Genomic DNA, 17,161 nt, shown 5'->3' with positions numbered 1-17,161 from the left:
CAAAAAAAGGCGGCTAAAAGAAGTCTTAACTAAATGGCAGTAAAATCGAAAAAACAAAAAGTCTCTAAAATGAAAGATATTTCTTCGAAGCCGGAGTGAACCAACTTGACTGCCACAAAGCCAACTCTTCCAATCGTAGCAGAAGAGCAAAATGATGTTATCCCCACAGACAATCGAGAAAAATTCATGTCCTCGGCGATCATCTAGAAAAGTTACGTCAGCGGCTAATTCATTGTATCCTTATTGTTACAGTTTTTACTATTGGGTTTTATGTTTTCGGTTCTGAAGTGCATACTATCTTGCTCTCCTTATAAGAAAGTTTTAGAGCCAATGCTACCTATCAAATCAACTATGGCTCCAATGCTCATTTATTTAAAAACTTCATTGTCTTAGCCATATTGTTTAGCGTTCCCTTCTTCTCTATATCCTCTGGGGCTTCATCGCTCCTGCTGTCGATGTCAGTATGGAGCGTTACGGCAAATTGATGATAACCTTGCTATACTTTTTGGGGTGGTTTGGCACTTTGCTGGTTTACTGTATTTGAAAATTTTCTAAAGATTTTTCTTGTAATGTTTCGACCTCCCTGATATGATATGAAGCTTCCGATTGACGAATACTACGATGTTTTTAATATTCATCTCATCTTTGGACTGAGCTTCGAACTTCCTGTCGTATTATTTCTTTTAGGACGATTGGGACTTCTGGTTATCTACTTGCTAAGTGGCGCGAAAAGATCGTTATCCTCTCCGTATTCTCAGCAATACTTTCTCCAGGACCATAGTGTTTTCGATGATGATGCTTTGCTCCCTTCTAGTTTTATTTTTTGCATCCATCCCTAATCTGCGTCACAGAAAAAATGCAGAAAAAGCGAATTAAGCAATGATTTTCAAATCCTTTCGGCTGATTGCGTTGACAGCCTAGTAATTTAATAAAATCTATAAATTCGATGAACATTATTTCCCCTGATTACCTTTCGTTATATTCGCGGCTCTCGCGTATTCTGTCTTTATCTCTTAAATCTAGACTTTCTTTTATTGCGATGATGGTCGGCCATCTCTCTTTTGATCGTTGTGTTATCTATCTTCAACGGATTCCAACGTCAGGTGAAAGAATCTCTCTGGAGTGGTGGTCATCATATCACCATTGAAAAATACAGCAAGCGGCGAAATTCAAAGTACGAAAGAATGGTAGAATTACTCTTGCAAAACCCTACTCTCAAAGAAAGTTATCTCCATGCAAAGGTAATATCACAAGTCACGGACTCTTGCAGAATAACAATACGTTTGTGCAGGTGATGATTCGCGTAATTCAATTCCAAACGAAGAAGAGTTAGTGCAAAACCAAGTTCCCAATTTTCCAAAACTAGAATACTACAATCGAGAAGATATAAAAGAATTAAACTCCAAGAACCTTGTAGTGATTGGAAAAGAAATGTCTCTCCTTTATAATTACAATTTAGGTCGGGGAATTACACTTGCTGTTCCGAGCGGCAGTTTCAATGTTAGCCGCGGTGTAGAATTAAATATTTCCTCTTTTGCAGTGACTGGACTTTTTAAGACAGGATACTATAATTACGATTCTAAGTTTATCTTCATGTCTCTACCTACGGCACAAAAGTTTTTTAAAATGAAAAACTCAGTAAACCAAATAACGGTTAAAGTCAAATCACTAGATGATTTACAATACTGTAAGCAATTGATTTTACAAACAATCGGGTCTTCTGACTTTGATAGCAGCATTACAGCGGGTGCATATTTTTCTGTTCGAACCATTGCAGAAGAGCAAGCAAACTTTCTCGGCGCACTTAGAATGGAGAAGACAATCATCTCTAATATCGTATTCTTGTTCATTGTATTAGCCGCACTCGGAATGGTTGCAACTGTATATTCTTTAGTTCGCTCGAAAAGAAAATCTATCGGAACATTAAAAGCACTCGGACTTCCTTCTTCTTCTATTTTATTAATCTTTACTTTGAACTCTATGATCATTGGTTTATTTGCCTCCATCATCGGGGGGATAATCGGTATATACTACGCGAATAATCTTGAATCTATCATAGACGGATTGAGCGAAGTCATTAATACATTCGGTCGTGGACTCAGTAAATCCGGTGAATGGCGAGATGTAAAGCTTGTTCCTAAGGATATTTATTATTTTGATCATCTGCCTGTAGACATTGATATATCTTTTATCTTTATGGTTACAACTGCTGCTACAATTCTTTCCGGTCTCGCAGGATATTTCCCAGCTAGATGGGCAGCTAATTTAGACCCAGTCGAAACGATTAAGAACGATTAACCACTACAAAAACAGAATTATTCTACTCACCTTACGCAAGGTGAGTTATTCTACTTGAATATCGTATTTATCACCAAGCGCATTTCTTTTTTCCTTTTAGATAAATATCATCACGATAAATATCAATTAGAAAAATTCCCAGGATAAAATCTAAAAGCTCTCCGGGGTTTACTTCTAATTTTGCGCCAAGAATAATTCCACCACCTACACCAAGCCTTGTATAAGAAGAAAGATTATCTAGCGAGTTCTCATAACTTTTGCATCTCTCACTAGCACGAAACAGTTTATCACTATCAGAGGGGTTACTCGATGTTTTGTTCAGAACAAAAATTAATTCCCGCGTCTTATGCTCTCCCAGTTCTCCGCCTCTCAGTCCTCCTTCTACTGCGAGTGGTATTCCAGAATGTCCAAGTCCACCTCCATCTTCCGCATAAAGACCAAGACCAACAGGACCCAACTGTGCTTTCACTCCACCCATAAAACCAAAAGAACCGGTTACTGTTATTATATCCCTAAAATCCATTGCTCTATCTTTTAAATAAGCAGTGAAAGCATTGTTCTTAGGAGTTTTATCTTCTTCACGATTGGGGTAACTTACACATGCCGACAAAGCAAAAAGTAAAATTAGTAAAGTATATTTCATAAACAATCCTTTGGAGAATTTATTTTATAAATTCTAATCTAAGTTCTTTTAATGCAAGTATTAAATACGTAAATACACAAGCAACAGAATAGTTATATTCCAAGCACACCTCGGCTAATGCGTAGTAGACTATGCAAAGCATTTTAAAGAATGGGTAAAATTTTATTCTCCCAATTAAAAACTATAACCAATTGAAATAAAGAAACTAGTTGGCTTAGCAATATAATCCTGACGGTCGTATTTACTTAAAAAATAATCCATCAAGCTAGTCTGTTTATCTGAGTCGAGGATAAAATTGAATTGCCGCAAAGATCTTTTGTAGTGTTTTGATTCAAACAGTTCTATACCTAGAGATATTCCATTATCAAACACCCAGCGATATCCAACTCCACCACCATACATTGATTTTGAAAGATTCATAGATTTGAATTCATAATTGAAGTTTGAATAAGAATAGGATTTCAAATACCAGTTTTCGTTTTCTAAGGTTACTTTGTAGTAGCCGGCACGTGCAGAGAAATAAAGTCCACCAACTTTAAATGGAAACCATTGCAGAAATAGATAGCTATCGCGTTCATTGGTTTTGGTTTGATCTGAATAATTAGTCAATGATTTTTCATCTGTTATTTTTACCTGACGCGCATCTAATCCAATAGTAAATGATTCATTCAAATTATAGCTAATCATAGCAGAATGGTATTCATTTCTAGATTTAAAGCCTGCTACTTGAAACCTGCGCTCTTTTCTAATCTCTGATTGTGATTTAGATTCCGATTGAGATAAAATGGAATTTGTCCAAAATAGGAATAAGAAGAAAATGACTGATGTAAGTTGTCTGATATAGCTTTTCGATAGCGTTAAATAAATATTATTCATCTTCATAGTAATTCCTAAATCACTTTGCGAAACCACAATGTGAGATTACTCCATTTTTGTCGCTTCTAAAGAAAGGCGGTTAGTCCAATGCTTCTGTCGGGGTATTGTCCACCGTATAACCAACGTATAAGTTAACCATACACACATACCACTTACCCTTCTACTAATTCTTCAATCTTCTCAATCATCATTTTGCGAATAGGGCTTTCGGTGAATTCTTTTAGAAAGTTGACTAATTCTTCCGAAAGCTTTTTCAAGCGAAGAGTGATTTCTTTTTGAACAGAATATGCGAATAGCAATTCGTTAATACGCATAACCTCTGTTACCCCTCGTTCTGGAAGAGCAAGGATTTTAGTAATTTCAGCAATTTCTTTTTTATTTGCTTTTTCTCGAAGGACAATGAGAGGATAGGTATATAGACCATTGATAAAATCTTTCATCTGTGTCTTTCCTGAATTTTCGGAACTCTGGAAATAGTCAATATAGTCATCTTTGATTTGAAAGAGCATACCCATATTAACCCCGAACTGATGCAGTCGTTGTTTTTTCTTTTCCTCTACTTCCGAAAGTATTCCCGCAGTCAAACCAACGGCTCCGAAAAGAGATGCAGTCTTACCATAGATGATTTGATTGTATTCGTTCATTGTGATCTTTGCATTTTTTTCCCATTGCATTTGTATGAGTTCTCCGACAGAGAGATCGCGGATAACGCTCGTATATGCACTCATGAGCTTTGGATTGTTTAATCTATTGAGGTGATCAATTCCACAGGCGAGTAAGTAGTCTCCTGCGAGAATTGCAGTCTTATTGCCGTAGAGTTTTCCGATCGTAGGTTTGCCGCGTCTCATATCTGCTCCGTCAATTACATCATCGTGTAATAGACTAGCTGCGTGAATGAGTTCCGCAATCGTTCCAACGTCTAACCACTCTTTACCTCGATAACCCAAAAGCTGAGTGAGAAAATAATGAGTCAATGGTCGAATTCGTTTACCGCCGGATTCGATAACTTTTTCTTTGATGTCTTCTAGAATAGGAAGATCTTCTTTGATAATTGCATTTAATTTGCTATTAAATTGTTTAATTAATAGAGGTACTTCTATCTTCAGTGGTTTTGCCAAAATTATTTAACCCTCGATAGGACAGTATTTATCTATGATTCTTTTTTCAACAATTCCATTATTATTGGATTAATAAAATCGAATTAGAAACTATACGAGATTCGAAATTCGATTCCAGTTGTTCTTCTACCCGGGTCTAGGTCGGGTCGGAATGCTTGCGATGATTCCATAGGGGGCAATTGCATATGAATAGAAGCCTTAACCCCTTTAGAACTCGTAAATGAATACACTTCGTAAGAATGAAATAGGTAGATTAAACTTAGACCACCGATTGCATAATTCATGTTTTTCAGATGCTTTTCATATTCCTGATTTGGATAGATATTGCTTCCAATGTAAATATTATTGTTTAACAGGATTATATCTGTATCATTTTGCAAGGCACTGCGAGCCGATGCGAATTCAGAACCAATGCCTCCCGCAAATCCTAAGAATAAAAAGCCTAATAAAATACCTTTAAACCTTTTGCCTTCTTGGAACTGAAATAGTCCTGGAACGACATACCTTAAAAAAGAAAGAGAAATCTTTTGTGAGCCTCCCTGCCATGAGACCTCTTCTACATCAATCTCTTTGAATGAAAGGCTTTCATTCTTAGTCTTTACAGACATTGTATCGGTTGTCACAGACTGAATTTCCCCTGTGATGGTCTTTCCTTTCGATTGCAAGGTAACAGTAAGTCCCGGCTTAAGAATGAAGAAGATTTTCTCTTCCTTCTTGTTCTTTTTGAGACTGATTTTCTTTAAATCTTTGAGTTGTAACTCTTCTTTGTCAAGAAGCCCTTTTCCCTTTCCTAAAACCATTTTGTTTTTGTCTAGGAGGTGAATTACATCCCCGCATGTCTGCGACCATTTGCTTTGCAATTGATAACAAACGGGGACTCCGCTATAACCCAATTCAAAGGTTTCGATATCAGATTTCGTGATGGTTTTAACTTCATTAAAAACTTGGAATTTAATCTTTTTATCATCCTCACTGATATAACTACCGATCAGGACCTGCCCATTTTTAAGTGTAACCATGTCGGCGAGAACTGTATTGACAATAAGTAAGAATAGTGCTGTAAATAGTCTCATGAATAAATCCTAAATTTAGGAAAAATAGAGATATAATTATCTTCCCCAAGAATTGCAAGAACTATATTGAATTTCGTTGCGATTTGAAACTTCCTCATCCTATTTATAAATACTAACAAATAAGATGAATAATATTTTAATTTTTTTGGTAAAAACTACTTTACGTCTACGAAATTGTGAGTTTCTATCCGAAAATAAGAATTGAATAGCATCATATATTTACAGAATTTGTTATTTTTTCGCTTAAGAAAATCAGTAGACCATTTTGAAAGGATTTTATATTATAAGTAATGAAAGTTTTTTCTGAAAAAGCGAATTAGTAAAAGAGCATTTTTGTAAAAATGAGTATTTTTAAGTAAAAAATCAAAAGTCAATGAATCCAATATTGAATCAATTTAAAAATTCTAGATCCTTAAGACTACAAATCGGTATCTTGTATTCCTTTTTGGCTTTAGTTAATATTCTATTCTTCTCTGTTATGATTTTTGAAAACCAAACAGAACTTTTGGTAAAAAACTTTAAATACCAGTCTGAGAACTTTGTTACCTCGGTAATGACCGACTTGAACTCTAAAAAAATATCCAAAGCTGACGAAGCCAATCTAAAAGCCTTAAAGGAAAACTTATTTTACTTAGAGATCTTTCAATTTAGAATCTTTGATAAAACCGGAGAAGTTTGGTACAACGAAAAGGGAATCGTCACAGGCGAAATGGCAGAAGAAGACCTAACCAAAAAAGCAAAAGAAATCTCTGATACCACTTCTGTTTTTTCTTCCAAATACAAACTAGAATTAAACAAAGAAGACTTTACTATTAAGTTTTTAATTCCTCTCGTTGCTGAGCCAGAAGAGGCAGGACCACTATTTTTAAGCACGCAACTAAGCATTAAGACCATGCAAGAGCGTTTAACAAAGCTTTACTACCAAATCGGTGTTGCCTTTATATGGGGACTTATTTCTCATATTCTATTTGGAATTTATATCTATCGTGTTATTTTCTCTCGCGTAAGTCAATTGAAGGATGCTACAGACAAGATGGCTTTGGGTGATCTTACATCTAGAGCGACCTGGAAATTCAACCGAGAAGATGAGTTGGATGTTCTAGGACAGGCATTCAATGGAATGGCTGGCAAGATTGAAGAAACGATTCAAACTATTAGCACTCTAAACGAAGAAATCAATAAAGAATTAAAAATTGGTCGTGAAGTGCAGGAAATGTTTCTTCCTTCTAATAAGAAACTCAAAGCCCTTAAGGTCGCGACTTCCTATCGTCCAATGCGAGAAGTGAGTGGGGATATCTATCATTTTTACAAATTCCCTGCTGGTAAAATGAACAAAAAAGAATACCAAGGGATTTTCTTTGCGGATGCTTCTGGTCATGGAGTATCGGCTGCCCTTGTCACAACTGTTCTTATAATGAGCCTCGAAAATATCATCGCCAAGTCCATTCATCCAGGCTACATCATTCAAAAACTCGGTGATATTATCGGGAACCGCTTTCAATCTTCTTTCTTCGCAACCGCCGTTTTCTTTTTAATCGCTGAAGATGGAGAAATTCTATGCAGTAATGCAGGACACAACGCTCCTATTTGCTTTCGTCCTTCGACTGGTGAAATTTTTTATTTTAAGAGTGTCGGACCTCCTTTAGGAATGGTGGATGAATTTGATTATAAAGTAATTAAAATGCCAGCAAAGCCAGGCGATAAACTCTTAATTTATTCAGACGGACTAGTTGAAAGTCCCGGAAAAGATGATGAGCAATTTTCTGAGAAAAGAGTTCTGGATATTATTGAGGCTAATATGCATATACCCAATAAAGATCTTTTAGAGCTACTTGCAGAAGAATTGGATAAATTTGCAATAGATTATCGAGATGACGTTTCTATGATTCTCGTGGAGATACCGTGAATGCAAAGAAAGATACTCATCCTGCTTTTTTTACTAATACTGATTATTTTCGGTTTGGCTTCGCGTGCCATCATTGATGTAAAAATCCAAGAACTAAGATTCCAACTTACCAAAGAACAACTTCTCAATTATGAATTATCTTCTAAGGTTTTAAAAGATAAGATTCGTCAAATGATGCTCACTAAAGACGATTATACCAATGAAATTAAAGTAAATATCCTAGAATCGAGCGTCATGAACGCTCAATTGGGTGAGACTACTACCAAGTTGTCTCCACTTGAAAAATTTGGTTTAGGTATCGTTAATATTGTTCGTGTTATTTCTACAAAGAGCCCACTTACTTTAGAAGAAGACCAGAATGATATGATGAAAATTCAATTTGGTTTTTATATGGAAAGGACTCGTAAGTTTGCAACTGCCGTAAAGAAATACGAAGAAATGGAAAAAACCCTCGCAAATAAAGAAAGCGATGAATATGGATTTATAATGCTTCACAGTGGATTTTGCATCGCCATGATGGGAGATACAAAGTCAGCAATCGAAAAACTTCGAAAGACAGAAGATATGTTTGTAGGAAGTCACTTTGCGGATAACGCACGTATTCTGATCAATGTTCTTTTGGAGGGTGAGCGCAAAATAAATGATATCAATAGCGGCAACAAGACTGAGGCTGAAAGAGCAAGTCTTTTGTATGAAACCGGTCAATACAAAGAAACTCTTGCTCAATTAGAAAGATTAGAAAATCGTTCTAATGATCAGAATTATATGCGTGCTCGTAGTCTTGAAGAATTAGGTCAAACAAGTAAAGCCATCACCGAATATCTAAGTCTTTTAGATAAGAAAGAAGCCGACAAAGAAGTCGCAATAAAAGCTAATCGTCGTTTACTTCTCATTGGTAGTATCTACGAAAAAAATGAGGACCTTACAGATTTTTCAAAATCCAATGCTCAGAAGTTAGGCGATACAGACATTGTTCAAAAAGTCGATGAAGGCTCTGCTTTAATCATGAAATCTTTGATTGTTGAAAAGCTCACAAACGAAGAAGCAAAAACAAATGCAGATCCAGAAGTTCAAAAAGAATTAGTAGAACTCAAGAAAGAATTGGAAACGATTAAGTTAAAGGACAAAGAAGAAAGAAAAGAATCCACAGAAGTGGTATCAAAGGAAGTAGCTGTCATTCGAGAACAAGCAGCGATACCTACTCCACCGCCTGTTGAAGAAGAAAAGTTTGATTCCCCGGAAAGCCTAATCATGAAACTAACCTTTAGCGATGGAAGAAGTATTCAAGGAAAGGTAATCACATTCGAAGAAGAGAAGATTAACGTCTCCATTAATACCTTCTCATCTAAAGTTCCGACTACCCTATTAAGTGAAATTACTGTGAATCAAAATCTCAAATTAAAGAATCCACCAATCGCAGTTCAATTGAAGAACGGTAAGACTTTATTGGGATATAAATTTAAGAGGGACTCCGGCGATTCATTTCTACTGAACGATCGCCGGTCAGATAAATCCATCGATGTCGATGATATTCAAAAAATAACAATCAAATAATCATTTAACTTGCGCTTCAGAATTGTAAATCGTAAAAAATGAATCGAGAGAAGAAAGCTTCAACACTGCCATAATATCATTCGTAGGAGAAAGTAAACCGAACTTATTTCCGCCTGACTTCATTTTCTTTTGTATATTTGCAAGCAGTGCAATTCCAGAAGAATCCATATGGTTTACGTTTGCCATATCTAGAATCACAGATTCAACTTCTTCATCATCAATTATTTGTGTAATTTCTTTTTTTACTTTGGATGCAGTATAGATGTCTAAACTTCCTACCAATTGAAATACTTTGCTTTTATTAAGGTTTCTAACTTTAAGTTCCATTTCCCCTCCGAAAAATCATTTATATAGTGTAAGGAATTCTAACATTGAAGGAAGTAAATGAATCTTTTACTTCGTAATAGAGACAATCCGGGGTTAATCCAAGCTTTTTCATTAGAATAACAATCATACTTAAACCTAATCCTCCACCCTCTTTGTTGGATGTCTCATCAGATAACAAGTCCGAAACTTCGTTCGTCTTTCTTCCTCTATCAATCATAAAATTCACATTTTTAATTTCACTTGCATTCATCTCGCCATGATTTCTAACCACAATAAGTATACTGTTCTTATTTATTTCTTGAAAACTCAGCTCGACTAGAAATTCCATCCCTTCCATTAGAAGATGAGTGTGAATATCTCCATTAGACATAGACTCTTTGAATTGCTCAATTGCCTGCTTATGATTCTTATCGATGTCTAATCCGTTATTTTTAAAGAAAATTCTTTTTTGTGTAGCTTTGACGCCATTTTGTAAGAACTCCTTTATCACAGTGTGCGCAAAGGCAAAGAAATGAGTCAATTTTTTTTCTTCCAGAAGAGTCTCTGTGACCTTGCGGACATAATCCATATCGAGCGGCGATACCTGCTGAAATTTAATTACTACAGGCTGCCCTGAGTGAAATATTCGCAGAAATTCAGCCGATTCAATATTATGAGAATTCATAGGTGCTAAGACTTTTTAGTTGGAATTCTTTTTTTGTAAAGCAAAATTTTAATAGTGAAAGTAAATTCTACTAATATTTAATTTATAACAGGCTGGAAAACTGTAACAATCTACAAATGATTTTAAATGATTTTAGCCATTTTTTTATCTCAGTAGAATAGACTCTTAACTTTCCTGTAATTCAATTGTAATGATTTTTTGAGAAAAATAACCTAATCAAAAGAGAGTTTAATACTATCTCTTGGTAAAATGAATTTACGGAGAAAAAAATGAAATTTCTAATTCCTAAAACTGCTGTCAGAACACTTACCTTTACAGCGATACTAACTACACTACTTTATTTACTTACGCCTGCCCTGTTTTCTCAATCCAGCACGGATACACCAGCAAAGACTACTCAGACAGAAATAAAAGACACAAAAGATGCACCTGTAGCAACAGAAAAGCCTGCAGAAGCAGCGCCAAAGAAAAGTCCGGGTTTAGTTGATTTATTCATTGTTGGTGGTTGGTCTATGTGGCCTCTCGCTCTCTCTTCCATTATTGGCTTTGGAGTCGCATTCGAAAGACTCTATTTCTTTTTTACAACCAAGCTTGTTTCTAAAGGCTACAATCAAATCTTATCGGATAAGATAGAAGAAAAAGGATACGATGGGGCGCTTATTTTTCTAAAAGAAAATGGAGAACAAAGAATTACCCAAATTCTTTCAGATGGAATTGATGTATCAAGTGGAGACCCTGACTTATTCGCAAAAGGGGTAGAGAGAGAAGCCGCTGAAGTTATCACTCTCCTAGAAAGAGGTTTAACCATCTTAGCGTCTGTCTCTACAATCGCACCTCTCATAGGATTCCTTGGAACTGTATCCGGTATGATTAATGCCTTCGATGCAATCGCAAATGCTGACCAAGTAAATGCAAAAGTAGTAGCTGGTGGTATTAAAGAAGCCCTGATCACAACAGCAGCCGGTTTAATTGTAGCAATTCCTACAATGTCATTCTATCAATTCTTAACTGGTAAGGTAAATGGATTTGCAACTGAAGTAGAAGAAGGCGCAAATAAAATCTACAAAGAACTACTACGCAAGAAAGGCGCGTTAGCCGCAAAGTAAGACAATGGTTAAATTAAAGAAAAAAGTAGAACTAGAAGAAATATCAGCGGCATCTATGTCGGATATCGCATTTCTCCTATTGGTATTTTTTATGGTGACCGCAGTATTTTTTGTGAAAGAAGGATTGAATATCAAACTCCCAAGAAAGAATGTTCCTCCAACACAAGTATTACGTTCAAATGTATTTGAAATAAACGTTAGTGGAGATACTGTATCTCTGCGGAATACTTCTGTGGGAACAAAATACTATAAGTCACTCAAAGAATTTAGAGAAGAGCTAAACAAATTAGAAATTCCTGATTTGTCACAAAAATTAGCAATCATCTCTACAAGTGGTGAAACAAAGTATGGCAATATGTTAGATGCGTTATCCGCCATACAATTAAGAGGATTTACCCAAGTGAATGTAAGGAAAAAGAAATGATAAGAAGAAATAAAACAAATCCATCTATACCCGTTAGTTCCATGGCTGATATTGCTTTTTTGCTTTTGGTTTTTTTCATGGTAACATCTGTGTTAGACTCTGATCCTGATTTACCAATTGCACTTCCAGATGTTCCAGGTGGAGAGCAGTTAAACAAGAAAGTATCGAATATATACTTAAGTGCTGATAAAAATAGAACCGTATATTATAATTCTCTACGAGTTCCACTTCCGGAAGCAATCAATAATGTTCGTGCTAAGCTTGCAACTACGCCAGATTTAAAGGTTTTAATCCATGCAGACAAAGACCTGACTTACAATGAAGTAGATAATGTATTTGATATGCTAAAAGAAGCCGGTGCACTCAGTATATCACTCGTTACCCAGACATCAGCGGGTGGCGGACCCAAAGGAAACTAAAATGGCACAAGCAACTTTAGATAAAGAGCATAATCAGAATAATCCGGAAGTAAAACCAAGAAGATCTAAACGCGCAATTGTTCACCGGTTTATAGATCGTAACCGCTTAAATGTTGGTCTAACGATTTCTACCATATTACAATTGCTCGTATTGTTTTTTTGGTATACACCTGATTTAAAATTTAACTCTCTGGATAAATTCGTAGATGAAGTAGCCTTTGTTGACTCTGTCGCTATTACAGAAAACACAGCTGATACTCCAACAGATGGAGATGTAGAACTTGCGGATCAACTAAAAAAAGAAATAAAGGAAGATCCACGAATTGCTGGAGCGCAAGATTCAATTCTTTCGGGAGCAACTGCCCCCATTGATTTAAGTCCAAGTGTTAAGCCAGACTATACCGAAGAAGCAAGAGCAGCAGGTATAGAAGGTGCCATGACTCTAGAAATTGTTATAGCGGATACTGGTGATGTGCTACAAGTCCGATCTGTTGGAAAGAAATTTGGTTTTGGATTAGAAGAAGAAGCTATTAAGACTTATAGATCTAAAAAGTTTTCACCCTCCTTTTTAGAAGGCAAAGCAATTACTGTAAAAGTTCTTGTTCCAATACGATTTAAATTAAATTAATTCTTCTGAAATAACTCATTATCTATTAGCTGCTGTTTTAATAAATAGAAGAATACGTAAAGCTGATCAGGAAACCTTCCTAACTGGGAGATTTCCATTAGATTATCAAGAGACTTGGTGATACTTTCTTTGAATCGAAAATTCTTTTTATCATGGAATTGAACAAGATAGGTTCCAAGGGCTTTAAAAGAACGTTGTAACGCTTGCGTCAGGTAGTATTCGCGAAAGCGTTTGTCCTTCTGTGGGGATTGCTCTTTGAAGAACTTGTATAAATCTTCTCTCTTTGCTAGAGAAAGAGGACGATAGGCGTCATAGACTAGACTTGCTAGATCATACTGTGGGGTGCCCATCATCATGTCTTGAAAATCAATGATAGTCTGTTTGCCTCTCTCATTCAATAAGATATTACGTGCATGGTAATCTCTATGACAAATTACTTTATCAGGAAAGCCTGCTAAAAAACCACAAGCCTCTTGCAAGAAGGCATACATCTCACTTGTAATCGCAAGATCAATCTTGTATGTTTCTTTAAAACGATTGTATCCGGAATAGGTGTGGTCTACTTCAAACATTAATTTTTCATAATGAAATGATTTACCTTCAATAAGAGGAATTGGCTTTATTGTTTGCAATTTTAAAATATAGGAAAGTGACTTTCTTAATTCTAGCACATACTCATCATCATCCTCAATCGATGTAAGATCTTTTTCACCAGCATCATTCATCAGAATAGCATGTAAATCGGTATCAAATCGAATTACTTCAGGAACTGGAATTTCATTCTGTTTTAAAAAGTCCCTTACTTCTAAAAATGGATACGGAGTGCCTGTAAAATTTTCATCAATGCTTAATACTAATTCAGAGCTTTCATAGTGGACACGATAATAATTTCGCACAGACGCTTCTTTGGGAATAAGAGTTATCTTTTGAAATTTCTCTCCTTTATAAGAAAGAAATTGATTCATTGCTGTAGAGTTTTGATCGGTCATAAAAATTTAGATTAGAGATGTAAAATCCTGTAATATTGGATAGGTATGTGTAGGCTGACGATGATTACCCGGTCGATTTACTATGTATACAGAAGAGCCTGCATGAGAGCAAGCATCTGCTTCTTCTTTTACATCCGTAAAGAACAATACACGATTAGGGTTACAGCCAAGTTGCCGTGCGATTTCAATATAACTATCAGACTCTCGCTTTGATCCAACATTAATATCAAAGTAGGCAGAAATGTATTTACTTATATCACCAAAATTTGAATGCTTAAAAATATATTTCTGAGCTTCAACACTTCCTGAAGAGTAAATTGCAATTTTAATTTTACGTTCTTCTAATCTGGAAAAAAAATCAGGGACATCACTGAAGAGAATACTGTTTAATTCTCCCTTCTCATATCCAATCTTCCAAATATTACCTTGGATTTCTTTTAGAGGCTTACTCTTTCTATCTACTCGAATCAAGTATTGTAAATAGGAAACGAGCACCTGTAAATTCACTATATGATCAGTGCCGAGAATGGGAGCAGAAAAGAAACCTTCAGAAATGTCTTTTCTATTTTCTTCAATTAATTCTTTTACTATTTTTGGATCGAGCTTACCATTTAAAATAAAATCACCAATCTTATCTTTTGCATAAGGGAATAAGGTCTCATGAACAAAGCTAATCGGTGTAGTAGTTCCTTCAATATCAAATAAACATACAGCGTATTCTTCGAGTTTCATTAATTTGCCTTTATCCTCAGAGCATCTTGAACCAAAGATTCTCTTACATTCAATTCATCTTTTTTAAAATAAAGCACGATTGGCAACCAAAATAATGCACATGGAATCCAAAACAAAATGGAGATTGACAAAGCCGTCGTCCTCTCTGGAACTAACGTCAATATGATTGCACTCAAGGCGGGACCGAGCCCTTTACCTAAGTCATCGGTCAAATTATATAGGGCAAATGCAGCACTTCTATTCTTAGGAGCATTCGCACTAATCAAAATAGATCTCACATTGGAAAGCGGGAATGTAATAATCATTCCAGTAAAAATATTAACCAAAATAAAAAGAGGAGAATTTACAATCGGACCTGCATGTAATAAAAAGAGACAGGGAAATACTCCTAAAAAGATAGATGTCATTACAAATATTGGTTGATAGGTGCGGTTAATATTAAATAATCTCTGTCCAATCACTCCACCCAAAAAAGTCCCAAGAAAAATTCCTATAGCGGCAAATGTGAGTAAGCCAGAAGCCTCTGCCTTCCCTAATGAATAAGCAGTCTCATAATAATCAACTAGAAATACAAAGAAAACTCCCCAAGGCACACAACCCGGAATCCCCTGCAAGAATACTCCTAAATTTGTTTTACTACTTAAAATTACTTTTACATCTTGCCAGGAAAGTCGATTGTTTAAGTCATCCACATCAATGTCTTGAAATTCTTCTTCCTTTGCGCCACGCTTTGGCTCAGAACAAAAAAAAGCATAAATCAAAGCAAATAAAAAAGAAGGCGCAGACATAACAACAAAGCTTGTTCTCCAGCCATTGATTGGATCTGCCTGTCCCAAAAGTCCGCCGACTAATTGTCCTATACCTACACCAAGACCCATAGCAAGCGACACATAGGCAGTAGCCGTTACTCTCGACTTAGAAGAAAAATAATCACCTACGATAGAAAATAAAATCGGAAAAACACCACCGAGTCCAAATCCGCACAAAACACGGTAGATAAAAAATTCTGCATAGGAAGTAGAAAATCCTGTGAGCATACAAGGAATTTCCCCCATTAAAACAGAAAAGATAAGTAGATTTTTACGAGAAAACTTCTGTGAAAAATATCCCATAGAAATTGAGACACATCCACCAAGAATAAAAAAGAAAATAGGTATAAGACCACCCATATACCAATCAATTTCTTTTTGGTCTACTATGCCAAAAGAGCTAGCGATATTTTTTAGATTCGGTGCAATTAAGTTTTGATCTCCGAAAAGAAAAAAGGTCATTCCTATAATCATCCAGAACGCAAGTATAACCCGACTTCCCTGCGAACTGAGCTCACCAAGACCTATATAAGATAGAAATGTTTTTCGATGTTCTGTGGCTAACATCGATTATTCTTCTGATTTGGTTTTCTTTTTTTTACTCTTGGACTTTGTTTTCTTTACTTCTTTCGCTGGCAACTCATCTTCGTCGTCATCAGAAGATTTAGCTGATTCAATTTTGTCACTTGGAGTTTTTTTATCTCCTTTATCACCCTTCTCTTCAAGAACCATCTCTTCTTCTGGTAAATAATAAGCTTCTGCTAATTCTATCAGTTGGGTTCTAATTTCTGGATTCTTTTCTTTATCTGCGATCAGGAATAAATTCTCGGCTCTTGCTTCTCTTGTCTTCTTTTTGGAAATTACTTTTTCCGGTCCACCTAACGTTTTATAAAAGAGACTTTCTATGATTAGCTTTCTAGTATCAGGATTCGCTGGTTCAAACTCCAACGCTTTCACAAGTGTCTTTACACCATTCTTTTTGAATCTAACAATTACAGTCTTAGGATCTTCGAGATTCGATTTTTTAAAATACTCAGGTGACATTAAGGCTAATGCTTTTGGATTCTTCATCTTAATTGCTTCTTTGACACTGTAGCCATATTGTTTCACTAGAGCGGATAACGCATCGCTAGCTTCCGAGTCTTCGAATTCATCAACAGAATAAATGGCTAATCTGATTTTTTCTAGATACTGCTTTAACTGTTTATCTTGAGACATGAAATCGGAAACAGTCACTCCCTCTAAATCCCGGAAAATATCAGGATATAAAAGCTCTTTGTAAATGCGCTTTCTGACTTCTACGTTTGGATTTTTGAAAGCACCGACGAGAGCATTGACTCCATCTATTTCCATGCGGGTAATCAATGTTTTTCCGTCGGCATCAGGTTTATTTCCCGCTTCTAAATCTTCTAATTTGATATTCTTAAAGAATTCCGTGTCTGCCTTTTTGATTGCTTTTCGAATTCCTTTGTCATCACCGGTCTTAGCAAGAGCTATGGAAGAAATAAAAAATAGCATTGTAAGAAAAAGAATACTCTTGGAAAATTGTCTCATGAAAAACTCCCGTAGGTGAAAAAATTGAATACAGATTTAAA

The 17,161-nt window shown here is 35.8% G+C and carries 16 protein-coding genes and 2 pseudogenes; 8 read left to right on the top strand and 10 right to left on the bottom strand.

Annotation, left to right across the window (positions count from 1 at the left end):
* Positions 1-182: 182 nt before the first annotated feature.
* A pseudogene (locus IPH52_05160) lies at positions 183-876 on the top strand (twin-arginine translocase subunit TatC).
* A gap of 176 nt (positions 877-1,052) precedes the next feature.
* Positions 1,053-2,298 (top strand): annotated as a pseudogene (locus IPH52_05155) (ABC transporter permease).
* Positions 2,299-2,368: 70 nt separating this feature from the next.
* Here the strand turns inward: IPH52_05155 and IPH52_05150 are convergent.
* The 4 genes from IPH52_05150 to IPH52_05135 all read right to left on the bottom strand — a co-directional run bounded on the left by IPH52_05150 (position 2,369) and on the right by IPH52_05135 (position 6,008).
* Positions 2,369-2,941, bottom strand: coding sequence for a hypothetical protein (locus IPH52_05150; protein MBK7054430.1), 573 nt, complete (start codon positions 2,939-2,941; stop codon positions 2,369-2,371).
* 174 nt (positions 2,942-3,115) lie between these two features.
* Positions 3,116-3,823 (bottom strand): hypothetical protein, encoded by a 708-nt coding sequence (locus IPH52_05145; GenBank protein ID MBK7054429.1) that lies wholly within the window; start codon positions 3,821-3,823, stop codon positions 3,116-3,118.
* Between the two features lie 146 nt (positions 3,824-3,969).
* Positions 3,970-4,923 carry a polyprenyl synthetase family protein gene (locus IPH52_05140; protein MBK7054428.1) on the bottom strand — a complete coding sequence of 318 codons (954 nt, stop codon included), beginning with the start codon at positions 4,921-4,923 and terminating at the stop codon, positions 3,970-3,972.
* Positions 4,924-5,018: 95 nt separating this feature from the next.
* A complete protein-coding gene (locus IPH52_05135) occupies positions 5,019-6,008 on the bottom strand; it encodes a hypothetical protein (protein ID MBK7054427.1) in 990 nt (329 codons plus the stop codon).
* Between the two features lie 373 nt (positions 6,009-6,381).
* Here IPH52_05135 and IPH52_05130 point away from each other — a divergent pair, with 373 nt between their 5' ends.
* Together IPH52_05130 and IPH52_05125 are read left to right on the top strand one after the other, a co-directional pair.
* Entirely contained in the window at positions 6,382-7,914 is a 1,533-nt protein-coding gene (locus IPH52_05130) for a SpoIIE family protein phosphatase (GenBank protein MBK7054426.1), read from the top strand.
* Positions 7,915-9,468: a hypothetical protein gene (locus tag IPH52_05125; GenBank protein ID MBK7054425.1), complete on the top strand. Its 1,554-nt coding sequence runs from the start codon at positions 7,915-7,917 to the stop codon at positions 9,466-9,468.
* Here IPH52_05125 and IPH52_05120 read toward each other — a convergent pair whose 3' ends face one another.
* Entirely contained in the window at positions 9,469-9,795 is a 327-nt protein-coding gene (locus tag IPH52_05120) for an STAS domain-containing protein (protein MBK7054424.1), read from the bottom strand.
* Between the two features lie 19 nt (positions 9,796-9,814).
* Entirely contained in the window at positions 9,815-10,459 is a 645-nt protein-coding gene (locus IPH52_05115) for a hypothetical protein (GenBank protein MBK7054423.1), read from the bottom strand.
* A gap of 269 nt (positions 10,460-10,728) precedes the next feature.
* On the opposite strand from IPH52_05115, the gene IPH52_05110 reads away from it, so the two are divergent.
* From IPH52_05110 to IPH52_05095, 4 genes are read left to right on the top strand one after another with little or no spacing between them, the layout of a single operon-like run.
* A complete protein-coding gene (locus tag IPH52_05110; GenBank protein MBK7054422.1) occupies positions 10,729-11,565 on the top strand; it encodes a MotA/TolQ/ExbB proton channel family protein in 837 nt (278 codons plus the stop codon).
* Between the two features lie 4 nt (positions 11,566-11,569).
* Complete coding sequence (locus tag IPH52_05105; protein ID MBK7054421.1) at positions 11,570-11,989, top strand: biopolymer transporter ExbD; 420 nt, start codon at positions 11,570-11,572, stop codon at positions 11,987-11,989.
* Complete coding sequence (locus IPH52_05100) at positions 11,986-12,408, top strand: biopolymer transporter ExbD (protein MBK7054420.1); 423 nt, start codon at positions 11,986-11,988, stop codon at positions 12,406-12,408. Before IPH52_05105 ends, IPH52_05100 begins: the two co-directional genes overlap by 4 nt.
* Before the next feature lies 1 nt (position 12,409).
* Positions 12,410-13,036: an energy transducer TonB gene (locus IPH52_05095; protein MBK7054419.1), complete on the top strand. Its 627-nt coding sequence runs from the start codon at positions 12,410-12,412 to the stop codon at positions 13,034-13,036.
* Here IPH52_05095 and IPH52_05090 read toward each other — a convergent pair.
* Genes IPH52_05090 through IPH52_05075 form a run of 4 tightly spaced genes read right to left on the bottom strand, consistent with a single transcriptional unit; the run spans position 13,033 to position 17,120 of the window.
* Entirely contained in the window at positions 13,033-14,025 is a 993-nt protein-coding gene (locus IPH52_05090; protein ID MBK7054418.1) for an aminoglycoside phosphotransferase family protein, read from the bottom strand. The genes IPH52_05095 and IPH52_05090 overlap by 4 nt on opposite strands.
* A 6-nt stretch (positions 14,026-14,031) precedes the next feature.
* Positions 14,032-14,757 carry an acireductone synthase gene (gene mtnC, locus IPH52_05085; protein ID MBK7054417.1) on the bottom strand — a complete coding sequence of 242 codons (726 nt, stop codon included), beginning with the start codon at positions 14,755-14,757 and terminating at the stop codon, positions 14,032-14,034.
* A complete protein-coding gene (locus IPH52_05080; GenBank protein ID MBK7054416.1) occupies positions 14,757-16,133 on the bottom strand; it encodes an MFS transporter in 1,377 nt (458 codons plus the stop codon). The genes mtnC and IPH52_05080 overlap by 1 nt, the downstream gene beginning before the upstream one ends.
* Before the next feature lie 3 nt (positions 16,134-16,136).
* Complete coding sequence (locus IPH52_05075) at positions 16,137-17,120, bottom strand: hypothetical protein (protein ID MBK7054415.1); 984 nt, start codon at positions 17,118-17,120, stop codon at positions 16,137-16,139.
* Positions 17,121-17,161 lie beyond the last annotated feature (41 nt).

Source organism: Leptospiraceae bacterium, assembly GCA_016708435.1.
In the GTDB taxonomy this organism is placed as follows: domain Bacteria; phylum Spirochaetota; class Leptospiria; order Leptospirales; family Leptospiraceae; genus UBA2033.
This window is presented reverse-complemented; position numbering and strand designations above follow the sequence as displayed.

Excerpts from the sequence above, each read along its gene's own strand:
- IPH52_05100 (MBK7054420.1), top strand. The coding sequence starts at position 11,986 with ATGATAAGAAGAAATAAAACAAATCCATCTATACCCGTTAGTTCCATG.
- IPH52_05105 (MBK7054421.1), top strand. The coding sequence starts at position 11,570 with ATGGTTAAATTAAAGAAAAAAGTAGAACTAGAAGAAATATCAGCGGCA.
- IPH52_05090 (MBK7054418.1), bottom strand. The coding sequence starts at position 14,025 with ATGACCGATCAAAACTCTACAGCAATGAATCAATTTCTTTCTTATAAA.
- IPH52_05080 (MBK7054416.1), bottom strand. The coding sequence starts at position 16,133 with ATGTTAGCCACAGAACATCGAAAAACATTTCTATCTTATATAGGTCTT.
- IPH52_05150 (MBK7054430.1), bottom strand. The coding sequence starts at position 2,941 with ATGAAATATACTTTACTAATTTTACTTTTTGCTTTGTCGGCATGTGTA.
- IPH52_05130 (MBK7054426.1), top strand. The coding sequence starts at position 6,382 with ATGAATCCAATATTGAATCAATTTAAAAATTCTAGATCCTTAAGACTA.
- IPH52_05110 (MBK7054422.1), top strand. The coding sequence starts at position 10,729 with ATGAAATTTCTAATTCCTAAAACTGCTGTCAGAACACTTACCTTTACA.
- IPH52_05120 (MBK7054424.1), bottom strand. The coding sequence starts at position 9,795 with ATGGAACTTAAAGTTAGAAACCTTAATAAAAGCAAAGTATTTCAATTG.
- mtnC (MBK7054417.1), bottom strand. The coding sequence starts at position 14,757 with ATGAAACTCGAAGAATACGCTGTATGTTTATTTGATATTGAAGGAACT.
- IPH52_05075 (MBK7054415.1), bottom strand. The coding sequence starts at position 17,120 with ATGAGACAATTTTCCAAGAGTATTCTTTTTCTTACAATGCTATTTTTT.
- IPH52_05145 (MBK7054429.1), bottom strand. The coding sequence starts at position 3,823 with ATGAAGATGAATAATATTTATTTAACGCTATCGAAAAGCTATATCAGA.
- IPH52_05125 (MBK7054425.1), top strand. The coding sequence starts at position 7,915 with ATGCAAAGAAAGATACTCATCCTGCTTTTTTTACTAATACTGATTATT.
- IPH52_05115 (MBK7054423.1), bottom strand. The coding sequence starts at position 10,459 with ATGAATTCTCATAATATTGAATCGGCTGAATTTCTGCGAATATTTCAC.
- IPH52_05135 (MBK7054427.1), bottom strand. The coding sequence starts at position 6,008 with ATGAGACTATTTACAGCACTATTCTTACTTATTGTCAATACAGTTCTC.
- IPH52_05095 (MBK7054419.1), top strand. The coding sequence starts at position 12,410 with ATGGCACAAGCAACTTTAGATAAAGAGCATAATCAGAATAATCCGGAA.